This window comes from Filimonas zeae (genome assembly GCF_014641615.1).
In the GTDB taxonomy this organism is placed as follows: Bacteria; Bacteroidota; Bacteroidia; order Chitinophagales; family Chitinophagaceae; genus Filimonas; species Filimonas zeae.
Genome location: NZ_BMIB01000001.1, coordinates 16805 through 39318, shown reverse-complemented (window position 1 = coordinate 39318; position 22514 = coordinate 16805). Strand labels below are relative to the sequence as shown.

Sequence of the window (22514 nt, the reverse complement as noted above, 5' to 3'; positions counted from 1 at the left end):
TAACATTCATACCGGTTTTATACGATCTTCACCCCATGCCCCCCGGAAGTAAACAAACGATAGCCTTAGCCCCTTCCTGCTGGAAACACGCCCTGCAGGAATATCTTTTTGTTAAGCGCATTGCAATTGGTATAGCAGCTATTTTGCTGGTACTGGCTGTATTCCCTTTCTTTTTCCAGCATATTGAGGCAAGAAACGGTTTTACAGTAAACGATGTACTGTTGCAGTACATAACTCCGGTCAACGTATCCATTCCTATTTTCATCATCCTATGGGGTATGTTCGCTTTGTTTGTGGTGCGTGTAATACAAAAACCCCGGCTGCTCCTCACTTTTACGTATTGCTACCTTATATTATGCCTGCTGCGTATTGTAACCATCTCGTTGGTACCCCTTAATCCGCCCGCAGGCCTTATTCCGTTGGCTGATCCTATCAGCAATATCTGCTACGGTAAAAAATTTATAACCAAAGACCTTTTTTTCAGCGGCCATACAGCTACTTTGTTCCTGTTATATCTGTGCCTTGAAAAAAAACGCGACCGCCGTATTGCCCTTGCAGCAACGGTACTTATAGGTACACTGGTATTGGTACAGCATGTGCATTATACCTTTGATGTATTGGCAGCCCCCTTATTTACCTGGTGGTGCTATAAAACGGGAAAAAATCTGGCTCTTCGTGAATCTAATTAAACCCTAAATTTGGCAGAATTCTTTTAATCAAAATCTCATGCCCAAAAACATTTTAATCACAGGTGGTGCCGGTTTCATAGGCTCACACGTTGTGCGTCTGTTTGTAACCAAATATCCTGAATACACAATTATCAACCTCGACGCTCTTACTTACGCCGGCAACTTAGAAAACCTGCGTGATATAGAAAACGCTCCTAATTACAGGTTTGAAAAAGTGAATATACTGGATGCAACTGCTCTGCAAGAGGTTTTTGAGAAGCATCAGGTAACAGATGTAATACATCTCGCAGCGGAATCACATGTAGACCGCTCTATATTATCACCACTTGATTTTGTATATACCAATATCATAGGTACTGTAAACCTGCTTAACCTGGCTAAAGACAAATGGAAAGGCAATTACGCCAACCATCGCTTTCATCATGTATCTACAGATGAAGTATTTGGTACACTGGGCGATACCGGTTTTTTTACAGAAACAACCCCATATTCGCCAAACTCACCGTACTCAGCCAGCAAAGCAGGCTCAGATCATTTTGTTCGTGCTTATGGAGAAACTTACGGATTGGGTTATGTAATGACCAATTGCTCTAACAACTATGGCCCTAACCATTTTCCGGAAAAGCTGATCCCTTTGTTTATTAACAACATCATCCATAATAAACCACTTCCTGTATACGGCAAAGGCGATAATACGCGTGACTGGTTGTATGTAATTGACCATGCGACGGCTATTGACACGGTTTTTCACAACGGAAAAAACCACGAAGGTTACAATGTGGGCGGCTTTAATGAATGGAAGAATATTGACCTGGTAAAGCTGCTTTGTAAAATAATGGATGAAAAACTGGGTAGAACTGCAGGATCAAGCGAAAAGCTCATCTCCTATGTAACAGACAGACCCGGCCATGATCTCCGCTATGCCATTGACGCCAATAAAATCAACAAAGAACTGGGCTGGAAACCCTCTGTAACCTTTGAAGAGGGATTGGGTAAAACCATCGACTGGTACCTGACCAACGAAGAATGGTTGAAAAACGTAACCTCAGGCGCTTATCAGCAGTACTACGAAAATCAATACGACGGCAGATAATACCAGACATACAAAGTATGAAAGCAGAACAGACTAAACTGGAAGGTTGTTTTATTATACACGACTCTATTTTCCGGGACAGCAGAGGATATTTTTTCGAAAGCTTCAACCAGCAAAAGTTTGCTGAACAAACCGGGCAGGTTGTTAATTTTGTGCAGGACAATCAATCTTATTCTTCGCGTGGAGTATTACGCGGCCTTCACCTGCAAAAGGGTGAAGCTGCACAGGCAAAACTGGTACGTGTAATTACAGGTAAGGTACTTGATATTGCTGTTGATGTACGCAAGGGCTCTCCTACCTTCGGGCAGCACGTAGCTGTAGAGTTAACAGAAGAAAATCATACACAGCTGTTCATTCCGCGTGGCTTTGCACATGGCTTTATTGTTCTGAGTGAAACAGCAACCTTTTTTTATAAGTGTGACAATTTCTATAATAAAGCAGCTGAAGGAGGGATTATTTATAATGACCCCGATATCGCCATAGATTGGCAAATACCCTCAGCTGAATTTGAACTGTCTGAGAAAGATTTACAGCTACCAGGCCTGCAGGAGTTTACAGCAGCCCTGTAAGGAGGAAAGCCTATAACATTACAAAATGGGCACCATGAGCCGTTCGGCGGTGGTGCCCATTTTGTAATGTTATAGTACACCTACCCGCCTTTACTCGCTCATTTTTTTGCTCAGGCTAAATGCTTCCTCAACCGGGCTAACCTTATACAGAAAATTATGATTCCCCTCTTTATAAGTTAAACCTGCTTTCAAATAGTATGTCATATCATTGATCTATCAAATCAAAGCATATGCGAGTTAGCATCGTTCCTCCGGCAAATAAAGTGGTATCATACGCTGTAGTTACCCTATTTACAATACTATCAGGCTTCCCGATTCATGCACAAACAATAAAAGCAAAAGCGGTTATTATTAAAGCAATCAGCCCCGCTGCACCGGGAGAAACTGTTATGCTTACAGGAGACTGGCCTCAGATATATAAAGGGAACTCTCTAACGGGAGTAGAAGTAGAGATACTGCCCATCGGCAAAAAAAATGCAACATGGACCCGTGCAAAAGTAGCTCAGCTGAGTGCTCATTCTTTGAAGTTCACAATCCCCTCCAATTTTCCCATGGACATCTTTGCATGCCGTATCGTTCCTGCTCCAGGTGCAAGCGCCTTCACGCCATCAGACATAGTATACCTCAATCAGGCAGACGCCTGGTGGGTCCAGGGAAATAATGGTGGCTTTTCAGGCATTCCCGGAGGCTGGCTACGTATTTTCGGAAATGCGCTCTATTTTGCTCAAGAGCCGAAAGTTAAAATAACCGGAAATGGAAAGAATTACATACTAAATGCAGCACGCTCAAAAGATAAAGGCGGCTACGCGGTTTCTGTTGTAATTCCACGGGATATCCCCAAAGGAAATTACACTATCAATGTTAATAATGGCCTTAACGCCAGTAGCTGGTCGCAAAACATCTCCCTTAAAATTACATCCCCCACAGTGTGGAATAGTACTGTTTATAACGTTAAACAATTTCAAGATAAAAATGCCGGCACCTCACAGGAGGCAACAGCTGCCTTGCGTGCAGCGCTGGCAGCCGCTCAAGCCAATGGCGGTGGTATAGTTTATTTTCCGCGCGGCCGGTATATTATCAGTGACATGATTGCCATTCCGCCTAATATAATTATCCGCGGCGAAGGAATGGGGTTGGTAAATCTCTATTGGCCGCCAAGAACAACGGCACTACCATGCCTGCTAAAAGGCACTAATGATTTTGCAGTAGAAGATATCACCCTTATCACCAGCGGTATCCATAGTAATATTATTCTGGGCTTGAATAATGTAAGAATAGAGCGTACCAGAATAAGAGCAAATGCTTATTACAGACATGAAAATTCAGGTGCCGCAAACTCCGTTAGTCCGGTAAGTCCCGGTAGCCTGAGAGGAGGTGCAGCAATCAAACTAAGTGGTAACAATGCTACAATAACAAACTGTGATATAATACATACAATACATGCAATAGAACTGTATCATACTAATGGAGGGGTTATTGCACAAAACACCTTAAACTACGGTCAGGGGCCTATGCAGCTGTACGGAATATCACACGTTATTATAGAGGATAATATTTTCCAGGGTAATTCTTTATGGTCGGGCGGTATGGGCTTAAGCCTGCATGGCGCATCAGTAGCATCGTATAACATTTACTTCGCTCATAATGAAAGCCGCCAGACTTTTGGAGGCGACAGGGAAGCATTAACCACAGATGGGCATGGAACTGCATATCTTGGTAAAGTACAAGCAGCCAGAGCAGTTTCTATCACCTTGAAAGATACTCCGTGGGTGGCAGCTGATTATACCAGTAAAGACGTTGTAACATTTGCTGAGTTAAAAAAAGCTGCTAACGAAAAAATTAATGCAGCTACGGAAGAGTATCATGGGTTGACCATGTACATACTTAGCGGACGTGGAACTGGGCAATACAGGAATGTAACGGAGATAAAAGGCAAAACAATCAGTATAGATTCTGCCTGGAAAGTCATTCCTGATAGCAACTCTATTGTGTCTATCGGAAAATTTCAGGGTAAATCTCTTTTTATCGGCAATCAATTTTACGATGCAGGCACATCAATTCAATTATATCCACCTAATATGGATTGCATCGTTGCAGAAAACCAATCGTGGCGCACACAATCTATGAACTGCAGTTCCAGCATGAAAACCTATACTGTAAACTCTAATAATACGCAGGCAATCAGAATAGAACCCAGCTGGTACAATCAGTTTATAAGTAACCATATTCGCGAGGGTATGAGTTGGGAAGGTAGTGCAACTTTAGGAATAACGGGCAATGGTTCTCTTAACTCTATTGGACTCAAAAACTGGCGTGCGGATTCACCTGGCGCCATGTTTCACGTCATCAGATCCAATACTCTTGACAATAATGCCAGTATATCAATTGCAGGCGATGTAGCAGATATCATCATTGAAAAAAATAATATCAGCAATGTTTCTCAGGGCATCCTTTTAAAAGATCGTTCGCCTGCTGCTGTGTCTAACAGTAGCCCGCAACGTATTTTTATAGGTAGCAACACTTTTCAGAAAGTGGATGTTCCTGTTAGTTCTCAGTAGGTCATTGCATGAATGAAAGCCGGTTAAGAATAATAATTAAAAAGGTGCCTTAACACTAAGGCACCTTTTTAATTATTATTTAGTCAGGTAAACTGCAATTGATAATCTGTAACAAATGTGTGTTAAACAACAGGATTAATAAGCCTGTTCTTCCCCTTTAAATATATTTATTACAGTCATGAATATAATTTTAATATCTAACATCAACGACCAGTTTTCCATATACCAGATATCATATTCTACCCTTTTCTCCATCAGTTCGGTATCTTTTGTCTCTCCTCTGTATCCATTTACCTGTGCCCAACCTGTAATGCCTGGCTTCAGAAACTGACGCACCATGTACTTATTTATAATGGCACTATACTGTTCAGTATGTTTTAACATGTGCGGACGTGGCCCTACAATACTCATATCACCAATAAATACATTCCAGAATTGTGGAAACTCATCCAGGCTGGTTTTGCGCAAAAAAGATCCCATTTTGGTAATCCGCTTATCCCCCTTGGACGCCTGAAGTAAATCACCTTCTTTATTTTCCCGCATACTGCGGAATTTATAGCACCAAAAAGGCTCATTGTTTTTACCAGATCTTAATTGCCTGAAGAATGCGGCACCTCTCGATTCCAATTTAACCAAAATTGCCAGTACCGGAACCAGCCAGGAAAGAATAAGTATAATAACTAAAGCACTTATAACTAAATCAAAAATCCTTTTTTTCACACGATTGCTAACATCCTGCAGTGGTTCAGCGCGTAAACTTATTACAGGTAGGGTATCCAGATATTCAACGTGATGTGCTGCATAAGCACCTGGTTGAAAATCACCTACAAATTTAACTCTGATGCAATTACGTTCTGCAACCTCAACCAGTTCCGTAACCTTTTGATGTTGCCCGGGAAGCAATGTTGAATATACCTCTCTTATATCATTTTTAATTGCAAAGTCTATACATTGATCAATTGCTCCTACAATTCTACCGCTCTCATTAATAGCATACCCGCTCCCTTCGCCATCAATATCAAAAAAACCTTCAAAAGAGTACATTTTCTGCTTTCCTTCAAAATACTTAGCCAGCTTTACCCCCATTTCATTATAACCAATAATGGCAGTTTTCTGTTGCAGGCGAGCTTTATCAATAATAAATTCAACAACAAATGTCAAAAAGAAACGGCTGGCGGTAAAAAATACACTAATCAATGCCAGGCTCACTAATACAAAACTTTTGTAAAACTCAGCCTGATTCTGATACATCAGAAATACAGCGAAAAAACAAACATGTACTATGATGGTTTTAATGGTCTTCCTGTATGTTACTTCAAGTTTCTGAATAGTATTGTACTGATATAAGCCCAGAAAACCTGCCGCCAGTAACCAACATAAATTGAAGGAAAGAAGATTTAAGGGGTTGTATTGGGCACGCAGCCCATAATTAATTTTCTGGAGTATGAAATAAGAAATAAGCCATGTACCATTTACAATGATAAAATCACTGATGAGTAGGGTTGTACGCAAAAGGTACTGGAAACGGGTTCCCATGAGATACTGGTTTTAAATGGATATTAAACATATATAGCTTTCAAATGGCAGAAGCAATATCTCTTCATGGGGGAAATACCAAAAGCCGTGCTAAAGATAAGGAATTTTCGAAAATTTTAACCTTTTTTCTTCAAAAACATTAACTTAACCTTTTGTCCAAACAAAAGCACCAGATAACTGGAATTAGTTACCAGATATCGCTTAAACAATCTCCTTGGCTCCTGCATCAACCTGTAAGACCACTCCAGGCTATATTTCTGCATCCATTGCGGTGCTCTTTTCTGATCGCCGATCAATACAGGAAGTGCTCCTCCTATGCCAATCATTACCGCAGGAATCTTCCCTTTCATCTGATACATCCACTTTTCCTGTTTAGGACACCCCAGCACAACAAATACAATCTGAGCACCGGATGTAGTAATTACATGGGCAACTTCCTTCATTTCCTCTTCACTGAGCGGTCTGAAAGGTGGTGAATATGCTCCCGCAAGATTTAATTGAGGATACCGTTCCTCAGTATATTTTACTGCTTTATCAAGCATAGCCTGAGAGCCGCCATAGAAAAATACGGATAAAGCTTCTTTCTCAGCTTTTGCAAGTAAATCAGGCAGTAAGTCCATACCCGCAACCCTATCCTGATCAATGCCATATAGCAACTTGAGTGCTTTTGCCAGGGGCATTCCGTCAGGTGTTACAACGTCCGCTGCAATCAAGGCCTTCCTGAAAGATTTGTCATTTTTGGCTTCTATCAGCATATGTACATTAGCCACGCAAACGTAACTCGACTGGCGCACTTCTGCCAGTTCGATAATACGATCAATAAATGCACTATATGGGCCCAAACTAATTTTTAAGCTTAGGTGCTTTTGCCTCCGCATAAAGGGTTAGATTATTTCCAGGTATTGGATATTAGAAAAGCAAATTTAAATAAAAAATCCTGCAGCCTGGTGCAGGATTTTATCTACTAAAAGAGGTGAATTATCCCGCAAGATATTTCGAATTAATTATTGTAAGATGTTTCTGCAAATCGTCTCTGTTACCAAATCGTTCACCAATTTTTTTTGCCGGTACCCCCCCATAAATGCAATAAGGTTCCACATCTTTGGTAACCAAAGATCCTGCACCAATAATACTCCCCTCCCCTATCTTAACTCCACTTAATATAACACTGCCATATCCTATCCAGACATCATCTTCTATTACAGTAATCAAGTTAAGACCTTTCCAGTTATAGTCCTTATCCCTTATTTGCATGGCCTGCCTTACAGGTACGCCAATCTGTTGATAATGATGATCAAACTTACCAACCAGTGCAACGTTATTACCCCATAATCCATTATCACCAATAATCACATCACTCTCAATCTGCGATCCCCTTCCTATATAAAAATTTTTCCCAATAGTTACCTGACTCCGGGCCCATATTCTAACCCTTGCTCCGGCATGAAATCCTTTATCAATAGAGTATCTACGCCATCTGATTTTTACCAGATAAAAATCTCTCAGTTGTTTGATTATTCCCGCTATCATTTACTAAGCATCTTTTGAATGATCGTTTCCAGTTTTGAGATTATTCTTGCTGTAATCCCCATCTTTTTATTGAAACTACGCTGATAATAAGAATCAATTTCAACCCTGGCGGGCAAGGAAAAGTTCATGCTCCCTTCTTTATCCAAAGCTGGCAGATACCTGCGCCCGGACCCGCTGGTATGTGTAGCAAACTGATCGAAGCCGTCATTATATACCTTTGACAATACCGGATAAATGGTAAGTCCTTTTGTTCTGAACTGATGATAAAACCAACGTATAGCCCAGGAATCCAGGTTGCCTGACATTTGTTTGTCCAGCATGGCATTTAAATCTGATCCGCCTTTGGCGAATTCCTTTTGTGCTTTAGTGTCCAGTTTGAATGCCTGATAATCCTTCACTTCCCAATCAACTTTATTCCACCTGTCTTTCCATGTTGCCCATCCCCACGACCATCCCCGGTTAATAAAATATGCATCGTTTCCGTCTCCACTGCTACCTAAATTAAAAGAATAGCCGGAAATTGAAAAAGCATCAGGTTCCTGAGCATACTTTATCAGACATTGATTCATGAAAAAAAGAAAGTTAGGCGTAGTAAGCAAATCGTCTTCCAGCACAATTACACTATCAAAACTTTCTAATACCTGAGATACCCCTTCAATAATAGAAGGTGCCAGACCTTTATTCTTTTCAGCAGCTGTAATATGAATTTTTTTAAACCCGGAGATAGAATGAATATATCTCCTTACTTCATTTACTATAGACGCATCTTTTTCAGACCTGGCCGCATCTGAAAATATAAATAATTCACTTTCCTCAGCAAGCTTGTTTTTCTTTAACGCTTCAACAGTATTCCTTAAAGTGTCCAGCCGCTTATAAGTAAATAATAATATAGGGGCAGTTTGCATTATAAAACAAAGTTTAATAAAGTAAATAAGTTAATGCTCCCCTATCGGACAAGAATATCCAGATAAGATTTTTTTATAGCAGCAGCAGAAAACTGCGTTTGCATATGCTGATATCCGGCACTCTTAAACCCATCTATTAAAGCAACATCCTGAATAAGTGTAACAAGCCTTTCCAGACATGCTTCCGGAGATTGTTCAACATATCCTGAAACACCATTCATTACCACTTCCGTGGCTCCAAGTGCAAACCTGGTAGTAATAACCGCCATTCCTGCTGCTGCCGCCTCTCCTATGGCCTGAGGATAAGAATCCATTTTGGTAGGAAGTATAAGAATATCGTGTTCCTCAAAAACTTTCCGGTGTGCATCGGTACCATACCGGATTCCGGGTAAAAAGTTAATCCCTTCTACATTAGCAGAGGGGTCGTTTGTTAACATACTTAACTCACACTTTCCTTTAAGATGGCTTACCCAATTATTAACAAGCAGATCTCCACCTTTTCTTTTAAGATCTCCACCTACAAATAGTACCCTTGGCCTGTCAGGAGTAGCGCGGGGAGCCATTTGTATATTATCAATGTAAAAAGGGGCAGGCACTTTAAAAAGCTTACTCTCTTCTACCCCGTAATATTCAATCAGATTCTTTCTCACAGCTTCCGTCATGCAAAGTATTCTCGGGCAAGAGTTTAATACTTTTTTATGCAGATAAAACAACCAGTTCTTTTTTACTTCTTTTCCCTGAACTGAAGGATACAGACAGCGCGTCCAATCCATAAGAATAGCTGTATTAGCAAGCTTCCATGCCCCAAAAGACAAGAAAGCAGGGCTTAAACCATGAAAAAGCACACGATGACCGCCCCCCCGATAATACCTTAATTTTTTTCTCAGCGCAGCAATAGAAAGTAACCGATCCCTGATACTTCTTTTATAATTCACGCCCTTATCCAATTCATTAACATGCTGCGCAGCAAAACGAAAAAAATCCATCTCGTTCCTGAATAACTGATGAAGATTCGCTTCATAAGTTCTGTTTCCTAAATCCACAGGAAAAGAAACCAGTAGCAGTTTTTTATTACCCGATTCTGCAGGTTGCATCAAAAAGTATTATGATTGAAAAAAGATTGCCTAACCTTCTATACAGGATAGTAATGTTGAATAATATGATCTATTTTTTTATTCCAGTTTTGCTGGCGCGCAAAGTTGTGGGCAGCGGTGCTCATCGTTTGAACCCGCTCAGAATTATTATACAAACTAAGAATAGCAGCTTTTAACTCTTTTATCGCCTCTTCCGGTGTTTCGCAAGAACACTTTATCCCGTTTTCATCATTCACAATAAGTGCCTGTCCATGTAAATTCAACGTAATTACCGGAAGGCCAAAAGCCATTGCCTCAATAAGTTGAGCAGGACATGAATCTCTTAAAGAGGTGAAAAAGAAAGCGTCGTGCGATGCGTAATATTCTCTTACAACATCAAACGGCACTTTTCCTTTCCAATCAACAGTGTTACTCAATCCATATTCATCCTGCTTCTGCAAAAAAGCGTCCTTCATTTCTCCATCTCCAACTACAGTTAAAGTTATACCAGGCATATGCTTTAATTCTTTCATAACATCTAATAAAAGCAAAAGCCCTTTTCTTGGCATAAATCTTCCTACCCATAATAGCTTCAACAAACCGGCTTCGGTTTTCTTAGGTACAAAAATATCCGGAAAAAAGTCGTCAGGTAATGCCGCGTCCAGTGTTTGCTCAACTTTGTTGCCCCCGTAAGCTCTGGCCATTTCAAGTGTCTCTTCATTAGATACCAGCACAGTATGCGCCTTCTTCAACATTCCTTTAAAGCCTGGATTATATTTTACCATCAGGTCAGAAACCTTCTCCCGCTTTTCCTCACTGCCCCAATAATTTAAAAAATATTTTTTAAAAGTAACAGGCGCTTTTTGTCCTCCACCTGAAGGGCCAAAAATAAATGGAATACCCAAACGGTAAAGAAAAGACCCCATCTGAAGGCTTCCCCACGTTACATGATGCGCCACTTTAAAGGCATGTGCTTTTTTAAGGGTTTGCGCTTTACGGTAGGCAGCCCATTGCCATAATAAGTAGTAGAGATACATGCCAACAGCACCTTTTCCGTATAGTTTCTCCATTCCCAAAGGCAGCATTACATAATGAAAAAACAATCGTCCTTCTCTACCAGAGTTACGCTCTTCTATGGCTGTCTTTCCTGTAACCCTCGTTAAACAATGGACTTCAAACCCTCTTTTTGCAAGCCCGGATGACCAATTCCACCCGTTGCCTGGTTCAGACCCTTTAGAAGGATCACAGGCAAATGCCGAAAGCAATACTTTTTGCATATTATTTAGACTTCCACTTTTGAATGGTTCTGATATATATCTTGTTTAATCCAAATTGAATAATGGAGCTTACGCCTTTCACCGTTTCAATTACGCCCACTGTCTTCAGTGAAAAGAAAAGGGGATGAAAAGTTTTTCCCGCCAGTTTTAGCAGCTGTTCTCTGTTAAGATTAATAACGTGCGGTAAATTCGATTTCAGAAACGGAACTCCATGATTAGTGGTGCGAAAAGCTATTTTGTTCAGTTTAACAGATGTAGCATATTCAGCCTGTTCTATATCCCACTGGCTTTTACATGATTGGAAATAAAATATGGAGGAAGGGGAAGTAATGAAATTAAGTGTATCATAGTAAGGGAGCATTTCACTGTTCTTTTGATTTCTGAAAAGAATAGGGTCTACTTCCGGCTTCGATTTTTTCAGCAAAGACAATATCTCAAACTGACCGTTAAATGAACATATCTTCTCTGCATTAATTCCCTGCCCGGTGATAATGGAAGCAAAGCCTCCTGCCGAGCTTCCCAGTGTAATAACTTTATAGCCTTTTGTTTCTTCTTTTAAAAAATCTATCAGCTTTCCAAACGAATTAATCTGACTATTGATACCGGTAAGATACCATTGCTTTCTTATGTCTCTCAGAAAAATGTGCTTATGCCCAATGGCAATTCTGTTTCCATACCATTCGAATCTGTTTTTCTTCAAAATACTTTCAGAAAAGGCAATCTCATTATTAGGATAGTATAAATCATTACTACTGAAATAAACAACGCAATACTCTTTAGGCACGTTTTTATTATACTCAATCAGATAGTTTAATTGATTGTTATAGTGCTCCATAACAATTTCAGAATCGACCTGAAAAACAAACGGATGTGTTATTTCCATAAAGAAGGTATTAAAACTCTTAAGTGAATGGACAAATAATGTTTTACAGCCAGAAACAATCCAAAATGCCTTCTTTCATAAATAAAATAATACTTCGGATGACTATTCCCCAGCGGAGAATATAACGCCTTTACCCGCTCTTTTAAAGGTGTTTCACTGTAGCACCATTTAGGCAATTTTGCATTGCGTTCACAATAGCCAATAAACTTTCTGGTAGTAATAATCTTACCTCCTGCTTTCAGCAACCTCAAGCCATAATCATGATCGCCTATAGCATGAGGAAACACAGGATCTATATTACCTGCTAATTGAAAAGCAGCTTTACTCACAAGAACACAATTTCCGTTTATAATATAACAATGCTGAACGGTACCATCCGGCACAACAGCCCTTCCATCTTTGGAAACCCCACCATAACTAAACATTTTTGTATTGGCGGAACAAATAGCACCACACACAATTGCAGGTACTGAATCAGCCATATCACATTGCAACATTTCGGTTATGGCCCCTGGTAGCAAATCTGTATCGTCATTCAGCCATAAATAGTAGTCGTATATATCAGATGCAGCATTCTTCCAGGCAGTGTACATACCACGGTTCCAATACAGCTTCCCATTTCCCTTAATGATATTAACTTCAGGAAACCGCTCCGATACAGCCTGGGATGTGCCATCTGTGGAAGCATCATCTACCAGAAAAACATCAAGCTCAAATAGGATACCGCGCCTTTCCTGCCCATAAAGATTTCCTAAACATTGCAATGTTTTATCCCTACGGTTAAAACAAGTTAGCAACACAGCAATTTTTACCATTAATCTCTACTTAATAACGTTATTCATTCCTTTTACAAAAGGGTTATCTCAACGGCCCAGTCTTAAATAAGCTATATATTCTGCTTTTTTCAAACTGATATTTTTTACTATCAGTAAAAAGAAAGCCCGTATTTCCCTGTCTGATATCTTTCTGAATCTGTTCGAAAAACAAAGACCAACAGCCAGCCACAAAAAATAGTAGTTCATATCATATTTAGTGATATCCTCAGCAAAGAAAACTACCCATCGGCCAGCCAGAAAAACAGAAAGCATTTTACAGAGAAAGTTTTTTGAATGGTTTATACCGTAGTAACAGGCAACAAAAAGAACCATAAAATATAAACCAACGCCTACTATTCCCGAGGATAATAACGTGTTCAAAAATCCAACTTCGGCTCCATATCTACCTCTGCCATCATTCAGATAATCAAAAGTACTGGACTCATATTTGCTGGCTGCTCCCTCTCCCCATATCAAAGATTGGTGCTTGTCCATTGAACGGTATACTTCTTCATACAACAGGGTTCGGGTGTCTGCTGTAAGATTGGCTTCATTCTCTGATAAGTTAGCAACCTGCTCATCATCGCCCATCAGTTTAAATATATTAAACTGCCCGGTAAATCCCAGTGCAAGGAAAACAAGAGGAACAACAAAAAAGACAAGGCAAATAAATCTCAGAATAGCTTTTCCTATAAAATTTTTAAAATAATAAACACCAATTAAAATAAAAGAAATAAAAACCCTCATAATGTTGGCCCGTAAATCGTACCCAGACAAAATTGACAAAAGCCCTACTGCGCCAACAACATAAAACCACTTTCGCTTCATATAAACACTGAACATCAAAAACAGGCTTACAGAAAACATCATCCGTGCGTATAAAGCAACTCCAAAGGTTACAGTAGAAAGCGGCACAAGCACAAAACCAAACCAATAAAGCTTTTTTATAATAAAACGGAATAGCTGAACACAACTGTAAAATCTGATTCCCAATATCAGAGCATATGGAATCAGAAAAGAAAAGGAAGCCGTCATCATCAGATATTTCCAATCCCAATAATCTCTGGCAAAAAAAGCACCCCGGAAAAAAGTAATCAGATTCCATAATAGCATCAGAGAAAAAATCTGGTTTGAAGCCGCGGGTATTTCCTTCTTCCAGTTGCTGTTCGATATTATTTTAAGGATATTCCAGACAGACGCCAGTTTCAGAATGGCACATATATAGGTGGAATTGAAACCCAGCCGGCTCGATCCAGACAAATATTCAATAGCATCTGATGAAATCAGAAAAGCAAAAGAGTGAAAAATAAGCTTATTATCTCTTTCGATCATTAAACTGTCTTCCCGTATAAGTTAAGAATCCCCTTTACGCCATTCTCAATGGAGAAATGCTCATTCACAAACGTAACTGCGCTTTGTCCCTTCACTTCACAAAGGTTCCTGTCATTGCAAAATAACAAAATAGCATCCGCCAGAGCGCGGGCTCCATGAGCCACTAAAAAGCCGTTATCATCCGAATTAATCAGATCTCTTAAACCCGGTGAATCGTAAAAAATGCCTGGAATACGACACGCCATTGCTTCTATAGAAGCAATACTTAGCCCTTCAAATTTTGATGACATAACAAATGCGTCTGATGCTATAATAAAATCACGCACATTGGTAACATTTCCCAGAAAACGAATAACACCATCTAATCCCAGTTCCTTTGCAAGTTCCTGCTCTTCCTTCTCTAACGCGCCGCTCCCCAGGTGCAGAAAAACACATGGAAACTGTTTATTTATAATAGCTAACGCCTGAATGATATCCTTATGCCCTTTTATTTCAGTACAACGGCCGGCTGTAGAAACTACGAACACGTCTGCCGGTATATTGAGTATTTTTCGTACAGAAGCCTTTTCAGCTTCATTTACTGCCGGATAAAATCTTGTTTTATCAAACCAGTTATTCACAATAACGGACTTGTTCTTGTAATATTGCAACTCATTTAGGTAAACGCTCTTACCTATTGACTGAAAAGTAACCCTTAAAAGTGTCCTCGCTGTAAGTCGTTCCCAATAAGCTTTAATCCAGGTAATACGCCTGTTTTTAAATACATTATGCAACGTTCTTATCGTCTTTCTGCCGGTAATAAATCCACATAGAGAAAACAACCAGAAAAAAGAAGATCGATGAATATGAATAACTGCAATATTTTCCTCTCTGATAAATTTTATGATACTTCTGAAGTACTTAAAAAGAAACAGCGGATTTTTATCAGACTCCAGCAAGGGTTTATGATGCATTTTAATGTGCACGGTTTCAAACTGCTGGGTAAAATTCCCAAATTCCTTTCCCGTACTTAATGCAATAAGCTCAATTCCTTTTTCCTGAAAAAGAGGAGCGGCATTAGCATACATTACCTCTGCTCCCGAAAAGTTAATTTCATTAAAAACGTGTAGTACGCGCATCTGCAATTACCTTTTCAAATTCTTCAATGTAGGTGTTACAAACACTTGCCTGAGAAAATCTTTCGCTAACATTGTCAATTCCCTTTCTGCTCAGGCGTTCGTAACAACTCTTATCTGTAATAATTCCTTCCAGTGCACCAGCAATTGCTGAAGCGTCTTCTATATCCACAAGGCTGCCTGCTTCTCCGTAATTCAGAATCCATGGAACAGCGCCTGACTTCTCCCCCGCCACAACAGGCAACCCTTTTGCCATTGCTTCAACCAGGTTGTTGCCAAAACTTTCCTCTCTGGCCGTATGCACCATCACATCAAAACCCTCCATTAGCTGCATCAACTTTGTATGCGGCATGCTACCATGGTAAAACACATTACCATTCCTGTTTTTACCCTCCATTTTCACGTAGCCTTTGCTTCCTTCTTCAAAACCATGCCCAATTAAATGCAATTCTGTATCGGGCACGTTCTTCCGCAAAAGAGCAAAAGCTGCAATTGCAGCTTCCGGGTTTTTTCGGTAATCCCAGCCATTGGCTACGAAACAAATCTTAAACGTATGTCCTTCCTCCGGGTATATACGTCCCTCACCCGCAACGGCAACGCCAACAGGGTTAGGAATTGCTCTTCCATTAAGCCTGATTAACGATTTCAGATATTCAGAATTAAAGCTAAAAGCCATCCCCTTTTTTCTTACCCAAAAATCCATCAACATCCGTATAAACCGGTAGGGATGTTTGGTGAGCTTTAAAATAGTGGGGGAATTATCACGGAATGTGATAAGATGAGGAAGTCTGCTCAAAATTGTTCCGATAGCAAACTCGTAAGACCAGTGAGCATTCACAATATCAAGGTTATGCCGCTCCTCATTGATAAATCTTTGAATCTGCCTGAATTCCTTAGCGCAAAAATCAAACAACTTACCTGTTGAAGAGCGCCTGAAATGACCGAATATCACTTTTATATTCTGTCCTTCTACTACATATTTCTCATGAATGTTTTCATCAAGTGTAAACACAGTTACCTGGTGCCCTGCTTTCAAAAAGCCATCTATCAATACGTTTACTGCTGTTCCACCAAGCCCCAACGTTTCTTCGTTTGCCTTAATGCCCGGAAAATGTGCTTTTAAAGACGCCATTTCAATCGGAGCAGCTATACCTATTCTCATAATAAATGAAGCCCTTTAACTGCTAAAGTCTGGATATAATTGTGTTCCACATTTGCTCGTGCAATTGGCCGATCTCGCTATTCTTTGCTTTAAGCGTTGCAATAATCTGCTCTCTGTTTTTCTCATCCACCAGTTCAAGTGTTCTGGCATATATGGCCTCTTCAGGATCTTTAAAACTGTAGTCGCTACATCCATACTCATTAAACAGCATCTCATATTTATGCAACCATGAGGTACCGATAGAAGGAATGTTGGAAGATAAAGCCGAAGCCAATGCATGGAACCGGGATCCAATCAGAAACTGAGATTTGGCAATTAAAGATTTAAGTCTGGTAGGATCTTCCTCTACATAATAAAACACTCGATTGGCATATTCTGAAGGCAGAGAATTTTTAATATTCATACCAACCTCACCATCCTTGCTGTTACCACCGGCATGTATTAACATCACCACATTCAAAGTACTGTTGGCAAGAATAGTTGTTATCATTTTGCCAACCACTTCATAATAATTCTTTTGCCATCCAATGGATGCTTTGTCTAACATCCTTTCGTTAGGCACTATAATACTGAATGGTTTGGAAAAAATTTCATCCTCAACAGGGATGGACTTCTTATAAGATAATGTAATATCCGGGTACCTTAATACATTAGGCTTAGGTACCGGCAAAGAAGATGTAACATACTCATAAGACTGCTGATCTCTTGTTACCAGCAAGTCCACTTCATCAACAACCTTGCTGATATTTTCTTTCATTCCCTCTTTGGTAAACGGACCAAACGCCTGAGGTAAAAGGAAAAATTTAGCACCTTGCTTTTTCATTTTGGCAACCAGCATCTGCAAATCGTTAACCGGGTTAGCCCCCCATTTATCGCCAAAAGCAAATCCAGAGATATCGAACACAGCATCCACCTTTTTTAAAGGTAACTCGCCTGAAGTGTTAATTCCTTTCAGCTTCATTATTAATCTTACTAAAAAAGGAGCATTGAGCGCCAGTTTAAAATATCGTAAATTACCATAATGAAACAATGGATAATCTAAAACACCAACTCCCATTTCTTTCAATTGTTCTCTATTACCCAAAAGAGGGCTTACAAAGATTTTCGCATTAGGAAGCTTATTTTTAATAACTGATACTAAACTCACCAACATTAACTGCGCTCCTTTATTGTTAAAATTGGCGCCGGTAATCAATATATTCATAACTGCTATTTGCTATTTTATCCTGTCGTTTATAAGGAAAACATTTTCTGAAGGCCTTTTTGCTGAATACGGAACCTTGCCGTTATCTAACGGATAACCAATGCCAATTAACATAATCACAAACTCATAGGGCTTTAAATCTATTATCTTCCTTATGCTCTCTTCCCTATCTATCAGATTAGGCCAGTTAATACATACAGTACCTAACCCCAGTGTTTCAGCAGCATATAAAAAACTCATGGAAGTCAAACTGGCGTCAATTACAGGAGCATTTATATCCCGTATATCATTATATCCGTCATACCTGCCAACTACAACAATAACAGAAGGCAATGTATAACCCGCTACACCTCCCGGTACTTTAGACAATTTCTTTACCGTTTCGGCGTCATCAAAATATAAAAACTGAAACGACTGCCTGTTGCAGGCGCTGGGAGAATATTTTGCAATCTCATAAGCTTTTTGAACAGTGGCTACATCCACCTTCCTATCTTCAAAATAGCGTACACTTCTTCTCCTCACAGACAATTTCAATAACTCGTCATATTGTATGTTATGAATAGGTCTGGTAGAACTTAAATACGGAACATTTGCAGGTGTTTCTTCCATAGCAACCGTACCCAAAAATACTTTTCTGGCTTGTTCAACTGCCGGTGTTGAAGTTACATTTTTAAAGTATAAAGACAAGACCGATGTACCCCAGCTAACCGTTTCTGCATCAAAAATGCTGGTTTCTATACCGTGTTTAAATTTATTAACAGTTTCGAGAATGTAGTCTTCTGCAAAGGTTGCCTTTGCAACGGGATAAGATAAGGCCTTTTCTAAACGGTGGATGTTACGTCTGACACTAAATAAGTTAGACTTGCTTTTTTTATTTTCCTCAACACCCTTTTTTAAAGCGTTGAATTTAAATTTCAGCTGATCTAATGTCAATAAATTCCATATCACATCATTCTTTTCTCCAACCTTCTGCAATATTTTTCTAATCAACATAGTTTAATTATTAGATTGTACTAAGATTGAAATATCCTACCAATAGCACGCACCTTCAATCTTCTGCGCACCTGCTGGTTTATCAGCGTCATTAGGCCTTACCCAACATTCATTATAGTATAGCTCATGAAAATTATAAGGCGGGCGCTCCCAGCGGGCTCCTTTAATACCAAATAATGACTGTAGTGCTCCTCCTATATGAATAGCCTGCTTTCCCATCCTCTTTATCCTGGCAGCCAGAGGCAGTCCATAAGCACCACATCCCAGCAATGCAATATCAAAATCCTTCGCGCTGATCTGATCAGTCATATAATCCAGTGCTTCAAACCAGCTTTTAAACCCACTGTCATGGTCACCTGCAGATTGAACTGCCTTAACAGTCTTTAATTCAAACGCAGGCAGCACTCTGGGATCTTTAAATAAAAATTCTCTTTTCTTATACTGCGAAATAATAGTGTCCTCAAATGGATGCACTATCAATACCTTTTTACCGGCAAGCGCCTCCGTCCAGGGATTTTCATGCTTAAAAGGAGTTAAATCCCATAACCGTATTCTCGCGTGATCCTGGCTCATAAATGGAAACAGAAATCGTTCCTGCTTCAACCAGGAACCTAATATATCTATTTGCCCCATATCTTCCAGAGACATCTTAGCAAAACGATCGAGGTTCTCTTTTGTAGAAGGAAAAAAGCCGGAAAGCACATTCATATTTTCCATAACCCCTTTTTTGTAGGTCATAAAATATGGAATGCCTCTGAATATGTTTCCAATGTTATTAATAAGGCTGGTGTTAACAAAGTGATAATTCAGGATAGCATTTAACTCCGTTGCACCTAAACGCGCAATCATAAGCGGCTTTCCGGACGTAATCGCTTCTTTGATCAAAGAAGATGCAGGATCTTCAGTAAACTGTGCATTTTCTTTAGAATTACCGAATAAGTTATCAGCACCAACCAGCTTACAGTAAGTATTATATAATTTATTCATTGATTTGATGCAATTGATCAGTTAAATGTTCTTCATTAAACAGTGCATTATCTCCGGCCAGAATATAATCAGCGCTTTTAGGATATTTATGCCAGAAGTTTTCGGGGCATACCTTAATCCCTTTAGATATTAAAGCAGGTTTATAAGAAAATGAACTTTTACTTGTTATCAGAATGTCGGCAAATACCATATGCAGGAAGCTTTCCTTCGGCCCCATATCAAGGCAAAAATGAATGTTCTCAAATTTCTCAAACTCGCTGAAATCCTCCCGGTTTCCCTGAGAAAAAAGGTAAATAGCAACAGGCCTGGTTGTTGGTATCACAGCCAATACCCTTGTCAGCACTTTTTCAAAATAAGAATTATCCTGCCAACGCATTACCAGGTTGGGGTTCTGGTTTTGCTGTCCTGGTAAAATATCACCACGCCGCACATGTATAGCTACATTCAGGTGTTGCCTTGAGTAAATGAACTGGTCATTACTTCTCTCCTGTGCAGCAAAAAACTTTCTTCTGAGGTCCTCAACCACACCGTATTGATCTCTGTAAAACTGGTCTTGTTCCGCGATAAATACAACCTTCTTTCCTTTATAGGAGTCTATGATGTTTTTATTCAACGCAAACTCATGAGGCCTGGATTCCCTGAACAAAGGTAGTTTTACTTTTTTATAGCCATTTTTGACCAGCGTCTCCACTTTTTCCTCACCTTCTCCAAAACCTAAAAACGTTTCCCAGCTTTCTTTGGAAAAAGGCTCATGGGCAAACCTAAGCCCAAACTGCCTCGCATACCAGTAACCTGCTATCCAATTGGCCATTTGGTGGCCAATGCCCGCCCCCTTGTTGGGAATAGCGGTATAATACCTCATCTGATTATCGGTAGTAGTACTCTTCCTATTCAACAGCCAATGCCAGTATGATTTATACAGTTTAGGATATGTACCTGTATTTACTGTTTTTTGTATTATTTTATACCAGATACGCAGCCTGATTTTCCCCACCAGTTCAGATACTGTCATTTCTTATAAATTTTCCTTCTTAACAAATCCAGGCTGGATAATGACCTTGGTATAAGTGTATTAATTCTGCGCTTAAGCCTTTCCCGAAATGCCAGGGGTTTATCCTCAAAAAAGCCTCTTTTAGAAAAATCTACTTCATAAGATATCTCATTCAAAAACTTAACCATTGGTTCCACCCACTTCCCCTTATGCAGGGCACCCTCCGAAAGGTAGCTGATAGCAGTGTTGTTATTAGCAGTATAAGCCAGCTTAAGTTTAATTACATTTCCACGCAGTGTACCAAACCATTCAGATAACCATGGCGTTTCATGAGGTAACACCATTTCGTAAAGCATTTCCCTTTTCCAAAAAGCAATCTGAAAAGAAAACATGTCTCTGGATGGTGGAATAACCAGATTCAAATCTTTATAATCAAGCTTTTGTATAGTTGTATATGGATTTTTTCTTAAACATAGCGAATCCAGATTCTTTTCCTTAAAGTACTCAAAATAACCTCTTAATTCATTCTCATTTACCTCACCCATGAAGAAATAGTCGATCATAATCAACAACACATGGGGAGAGTCTATCTTATCAAGTCCGGCCCGGAAAGTTTCTCCAAAATTCCTGAGTTTTCCCACCATAGTACACCTGATGTCCAATCCTTCGTATGAGAACAGCTTTGTTTCGGTATTCAGGTATATCGTTCCATCATATGCAGGCCAGTACTTTTTAAAAAGTGCAAAAAACATGGGCCAAAGATCCGAATATGCGTCTGAAGAGCTTATGAAAACAGGACAATCTCGCATGAGTTAATTGGTTAAGATAACTTTATTTGTTTTCCTTTTATTGATGAAGGATAAAAATAAACTGAACAGATAAGCAAAAACTAACACCAAAAGCATAAACGAGGCCAGGTTTGTATAACCGCTGATAAAAAGACGCATTAACACAAGCACTTTCATGTGTACCAGATATATCTCGTAAGATATATTTCCAAAAAAATCAAGGACTTTTAACTTCAGAACATCTTTGTATGAAATAAAGAGATACGTAGGCACTAAAATGAACGACATACAAATAGTCTGGAACATGTTTATGCCAAGCTTATGAAAACCAAATGCTACCGCTAAAATAGCGAATACATATACTGCATTGTATACGAGAAAATAACGATTCCTTATCCACTGCCATATCTGTTCCTTATACAAGGAAAGACTCATACCCAAAGGGAAAGAGAGTACACTCATATATATATTCTCTGGCAAATGAAAGTAAAAATGACCAGCAAGCATATACAATACTGAAAGCAGTAGCAGCACAGCAACTCTGTAACAGTTGCGCTTAAATTGAAATGAGATCCAGAAGAAAATATAAAGCATCAGCGACACAAGTATGTACCAACATACCGGATCAATAAGTTTTATTCCAAAAGTGTATAAAAAAACATCTTTGGCTGAAAAGGTTCTATAACCTACAAGACCATATATAGCCAATGCAATAATATTCATTATTATAAACGGCTGACATATTTTAAATAAGCGTTTCTTAAGAAACAGACCGAAGCTTTGCCTTTTGGCACTTTCCGCTTCTGTTAAACCATAAGCCGATAATAAAAAGAAAAGAGAAACAAACAGATACCCGAAGTGAGCGGAGATAATGTATGTTACAATATTATGGCTATTCGATGCAAAATGCACATAATGATGTATGGCTATCATTATACAGGCAATACCTTTTAATTGCGAGGTGGTTGACCTGGATATTCCTGGTGAAAGTATTTTTCCCATATTTAAGGTTGA

At 39.4% G+C, this 22514-nt stretch carries 21 protein-coding genes; 4 read left to right on the top strand and 17 right to left on the bottom strand.

Annotated elements, in window-relative coordinates; genetic code table 11:
- Positions 1–35 precede the first annotated feature (35 nt).
- The 4 genes from IEY13_RS00175 (at position 36) to IEY13_RS00160 (ending at position 4909) form a co-directional block, all read left to right on the top strand.
- Positions 36–689: a phosphatase PAP2-related protein gene (locus IEY13_RS00175; protein WP_188949490.1), complete on the top strand. Its 654-nt coding sequence runs from the start codon at positions 36–38 to the stop codon at positions 687–689.
- 37 nt (positions 690–726) lie between these two features.
- On the top strand, positions 727–1782 hold the full coding sequence (rfbB, locus tag IEY13_RS00170; RefSeq protein WP_188949488.1) for a dTDP-glucose 4,6-dehydratase: 1056 nt from the start codon (positions 727–729) through the stop codon (positions 1780–1782).
- Positions 1783–1799: 17 nt separating this feature from the next.
- The gene (rfbC, locus tag IEY13_RS00165; protein ID WP_188949485.1) at positions 1800–2351 is read left to right on the top strand and encodes a dTDP-4-dehydrorhamnose 3,5-epimerase; all 552 of its coding nucleotides are present in this window, start codon (positions 1800–1802) and stop codon (positions 2349–2351) included.
- A 230-nt stretch (positions 2352–2581) separates the two neighbouring features.
- Complete coding sequence (locus tag IEY13_RS00160; protein WP_188949483.1) at positions 2582–4909, top strand: glycosyl hydrolase family 28-related protein; 2328 nt, start codon at positions 2582–2584, stop codon at positions 4907–4909.
- 135 nt (positions 4910–5044) lie between these two features.
- On the opposite strand, the gene IEY13_RS00155 is transcribed toward IEY13_RS00160, so the two are convergent.
- The 17 genes from IEY13_RS00155 to IEY13_RS00075 form a co-directional block, all read right to left on the bottom strand.
- Positions 5045–6445, bottom strand: a complete 1401-nt coding sequence (locus IEY13_RS00155; protein WP_188949480.1) for an undecaprenyl-phosphate glucose phosphotransferase — start codon at positions 6443–6445, stop codon at positions 5045–5047.
- 116 nt (positions 6446–6561) lie between these two features.
- Positions 6562–7323 carry a WecB/TagA/CpsF family glycosyltransferase gene (locus tag IEY13_RS00150; RefSeq protein WP_188949478.1) on the bottom strand — a complete coding sequence of 254 codons (762 nt, stop codon included), beginning with the start codon at positions 7321–7323 and terminating at the stop codon, positions 6562–6564.
- Between the two features lie 100 nt (positions 7324–7423).
- A complete protein-coding gene (locus IEY13_RS30335) occupies positions 7424–7975 on the bottom strand; it encodes an acyltransferase (protein WP_188949475.1) in 552 nt (183 codons plus the stop codon).
- On the bottom strand, positions 7972–8880 hold the full coding sequence (locus IEY13_RS00140; RefSeq protein ID WP_188949473.1) for a glycosyltransferase: 909 nt from the start codon (positions 8878–8880) through the stop codon (positions 7972–7974). Before IEY13_RS00140 ends, IEY13_RS30335 begins: the two co-directional genes overlap by 4 nt.
- Before the next feature lie 41 nt (positions 8881–8921).
- Positions 8922–9530: a glycosyltransferase family 4 protein gene (locus IEY13_RS00135; RefSeq protein WP_188949471.1), complete on the bottom strand. Its 609-nt coding sequence runs from the start codon at positions 9528–9530 to the stop codon at positions 8922–8924.
- A gap of 482 nt (positions 9531–10012) precedes the next feature.
- Positions 10013–11230, bottom strand: coding sequence for a glycosyltransferase family 4 protein (locus IEY13_RS00130; RefSeq protein WP_188949468.1), 1218 nt, complete (start codon positions 11228–11230; stop codon positions 10013–10015).
- Position 11231: 1 nt separating this feature from the next.
- Positions 11232–12113, bottom strand: coding sequence for a hypothetical protein (locus tag IEY13_RS00125; protein WP_188949466.1), 882 nt, complete (start codon positions 12111–12113; stop codon positions 11232–11234).
- A complete protein-coding gene (locus tag IEY13_RS00120) occupies positions 12104–12928 on the bottom strand; it encodes a glycosyltransferase family 2 protein (protein WP_188949464.1) in 825 nt (274 codons plus the stop codon). Before IEY13_RS00120 ends, IEY13_RS00125 begins: the two co-directional genes overlap by 10 nt.
- Before the next feature lie 48 nt (positions 12929–12976).
- Positions 12977–14260, bottom strand: coding sequence for a hypothetical protein (locus IEY13_RS00115; RefSeq protein WP_188949462.1), 1284 nt, complete (start codon positions 14258–14260; stop codon positions 12977–12979).
- A complete protein-coding gene (locus IEY13_RS00110; RefSeq protein WP_188949459.1) occupies positions 14260–15378 on the bottom strand; it encodes a glycosyltransferase in 1119 nt (372 codons plus the stop codon). The genes IEY13_RS00115 and IEY13_RS00110 overlap by 1 nt, the downstream gene beginning before the upstream one ends.
- Positions 15356–16537: a glycosyltransferase family 4 protein gene (locus tag IEY13_RS00105; RefSeq protein ID WP_188949458.1), complete on the bottom strand. Its 1182-nt coding sequence runs from the start codon at positions 16535–16537 to the stop codon at positions 15356–15358. Before IEY13_RS00105 ends, IEY13_RS00110 begins: the two co-directional genes overlap by 23 nt.
- Before the next feature lie 22 nt (positions 16538–16559).
- Positions 16560–17741: a polysaccharide pyruvyl transferase family protein gene (locus IEY13_RS00100; RefSeq protein WP_188949456.1), complete on the bottom strand. Its 1182-nt coding sequence runs from the start codon at positions 17739–17741 to the stop codon at positions 16560–16562.
- 12 nt (positions 17742–17753) lie between these two features.
- Positions 17754–18734 (bottom strand): nitroreductase family protein, encoded by a 981-nt coding sequence (locus tag IEY13_RS00095; protein ID WP_188949454.1) that lies wholly within the window; start codon positions 18732–18734, stop codon positions 17754–17756.
- A gap of 36 nt (positions 18735–18770) precedes the next feature.
- Positions 18771–19721 (bottom strand): hypothetical protein, encoded by a 951-nt coding sequence (locus tag IEY13_RS00090; RefSeq protein WP_188949452.1) that lies wholly within the window; start codon positions 19719–19721, stop codon positions 18771–18773.
- The gene (locus IEY13_RS00085; protein WP_188949450.1) at positions 19714–20733 is read right to left on the bottom strand and encodes an O-fucosyltransferase family protein; all 1020 of its coding nucleotides are present in this window, start codon (positions 20731–20733) and stop codon (positions 19714–19716) included. The genes IEY13_RS00090 and IEY13_RS00085 overlap by 8 nt, the downstream gene beginning before the upstream one ends.
- Entirely contained in the window at positions 20730–21521 is a 792-nt protein-coding gene (locus tag IEY13_RS00080; RefSeq protein ID WP_188949448.1) for a hypothetical protein, read from the bottom strand. Before IEY13_RS00080 ends, IEY13_RS00085 begins: the two co-directional genes overlap by 4 nt.
- 3 nt (positions 21522–21524) lie before the next feature.
- Positions 21525–22502 (bottom strand): acyltransferase family protein, encoded by a 978-nt coding sequence (locus tag IEY13_RS00075; RefSeq protein ID WP_188949446.1) that lies wholly within the window; start codon positions 22500–22502, stop codon positions 21525–21527.
- Between the last annotated feature and the right edge of the window lie 12 nt (positions 22503–22514).

Excerpts from the sequence above, each read along its gene's own strand:
- IEY13_RS00175 (WP_188949490.1), top strand. The coding sequence starts at position 36 with ATGCCCCCCGGAAGTAAACAAACGATAGCCTTAGCCCCTTCCTGCTGG.
- rfbB (WP_188949488.1), top strand. The coding sequence starts at position 727 with ATGCCCAAAAACATTTTAATCACAGGTGGTGCCGGTTTCATAGGCTCA.
- rfbC (WP_188949485.1), top strand. The coding sequence starts at position 1,800 with ATGAAAGCAGAACAGACTAAACTGGAAGGTTGTTTTATTATACACGAC.
- IEY13_RS00160 (WP_188949483.1), top strand. The coding sequence starts at position 2,582 with ATGCGAGTTAGCATCGTTCCTCCGGCAAATAAAGTGGTATCATACGCT.
- IEY13_RS00155 (WP_188949480.1), bottom strand. The coding sequence starts at position 6,445 with ATGGGAACCCGTTTCCAGTACCTTTTGCGTACAACCCTACTCATCAGT.
- IEY13_RS00150 (WP_188949478.1), bottom strand. The coding sequence starts at position 7,323 with ATGCGGAGGCAAAAGCACCTAAGCTTAAAAATTAGTTTGGGCCCATAT.
- IEY13_RS30335 (WP_188949475.1), bottom strand. The coding sequence starts at position 7,975 with ATGATAGCGGGAATAATCAAACAACTGAGAGATTTTTATCTGGTAAAA.
- IEY13_RS00140 (WP_188949473.1), bottom strand. The coding sequence starts at position 8,880 with ATGCAAACTGCCCCTATATTATTATTTACTTATAAGCGGCTGGACACT.
- IEY13_RS00130 (WP_188949468.1), bottom strand. The coding sequence starts at position 11,230 with ATGCAAAAAGTATTGCTTTCGGCATTTGCCTGTGATCCTTCTAAAGGG.
- IEY13_RS00125 (WP_188949466.1), bottom strand. The coding sequence starts at position 12,113 with ATGGAAATAACACATCCGTTTGTTTTTCAGGTCGATTCTGAAATTGTT.
- IEY13_RS00120 (WP_188949464.1), bottom strand. The coding sequence starts at position 12,928 with ATGGTAAAAATTGCTGTGTTGCTAACTTGTTTTAACCGTAGGGATAAA.
- IEY13_RS00115 (WP_188949462.1), bottom strand. The coding sequence starts at position 14,260 with ATGATCGAAAGAGATAATAAGCTTATTTTTCACTCTTTTGCTTTTCTG.
- IEY13_RS00110 (WP_188949459.1), bottom strand. The coding sequence starts at position 15,378 with ATGCGCGTACTACACGTTTTTAATGAAATTAACTTTTCGGGAGCAGAG.
- IEY13_RS00105 (WP_188949458.1), bottom strand. The coding sequence starts at position 16,537 with ATGAGAATAGGTATAGCTGCTCCGATTGAAATGGCGTCTTTAAAAGCA.
- IEY13_RS00100 (WP_188949456.1), bottom strand. The coding sequence starts at position 17,741 with ATGAATATATTGATTACCGGCGCCAATTTTAACAATAAAGGAGCGCAG.
- IEY13_RS00095 (WP_188949454.1), bottom strand. The coding sequence starts at position 18,734 with ATGTTGATTAGAAAAATATTGCAGAAGGTTGGAGAAAAGAATGATGTG.
- IEY13_RS00090 (WP_188949452.1), bottom strand. The coding sequence starts at position 19,721 with ATGAATAAATTATATAATACTTACTGTAAGCTGGTTGGTGCTGATAAC.
- IEY13_RS00085 (WP_188949450.1), bottom strand. The coding sequence starts at position 20,733 with ATGACAGTATCTGAACTGGTGGGGAAAATCAGGCTGCGTATCTGGTAT.
- IEY13_RS00080 (WP_188949448.1), bottom strand. The coding sequence starts at position 21,521 with ATGCGAGATTGTCCTGTTTTCATAAGCTCTTCAGACGCATATTCGGAT.
- IEY13_RS00075 (WP_188949446.1), bottom strand. The coding sequence starts at position 22,502 with ATGGGAAAAATACTTTCACCAGGAATATCCAGGTCAACCACCTCGCAA.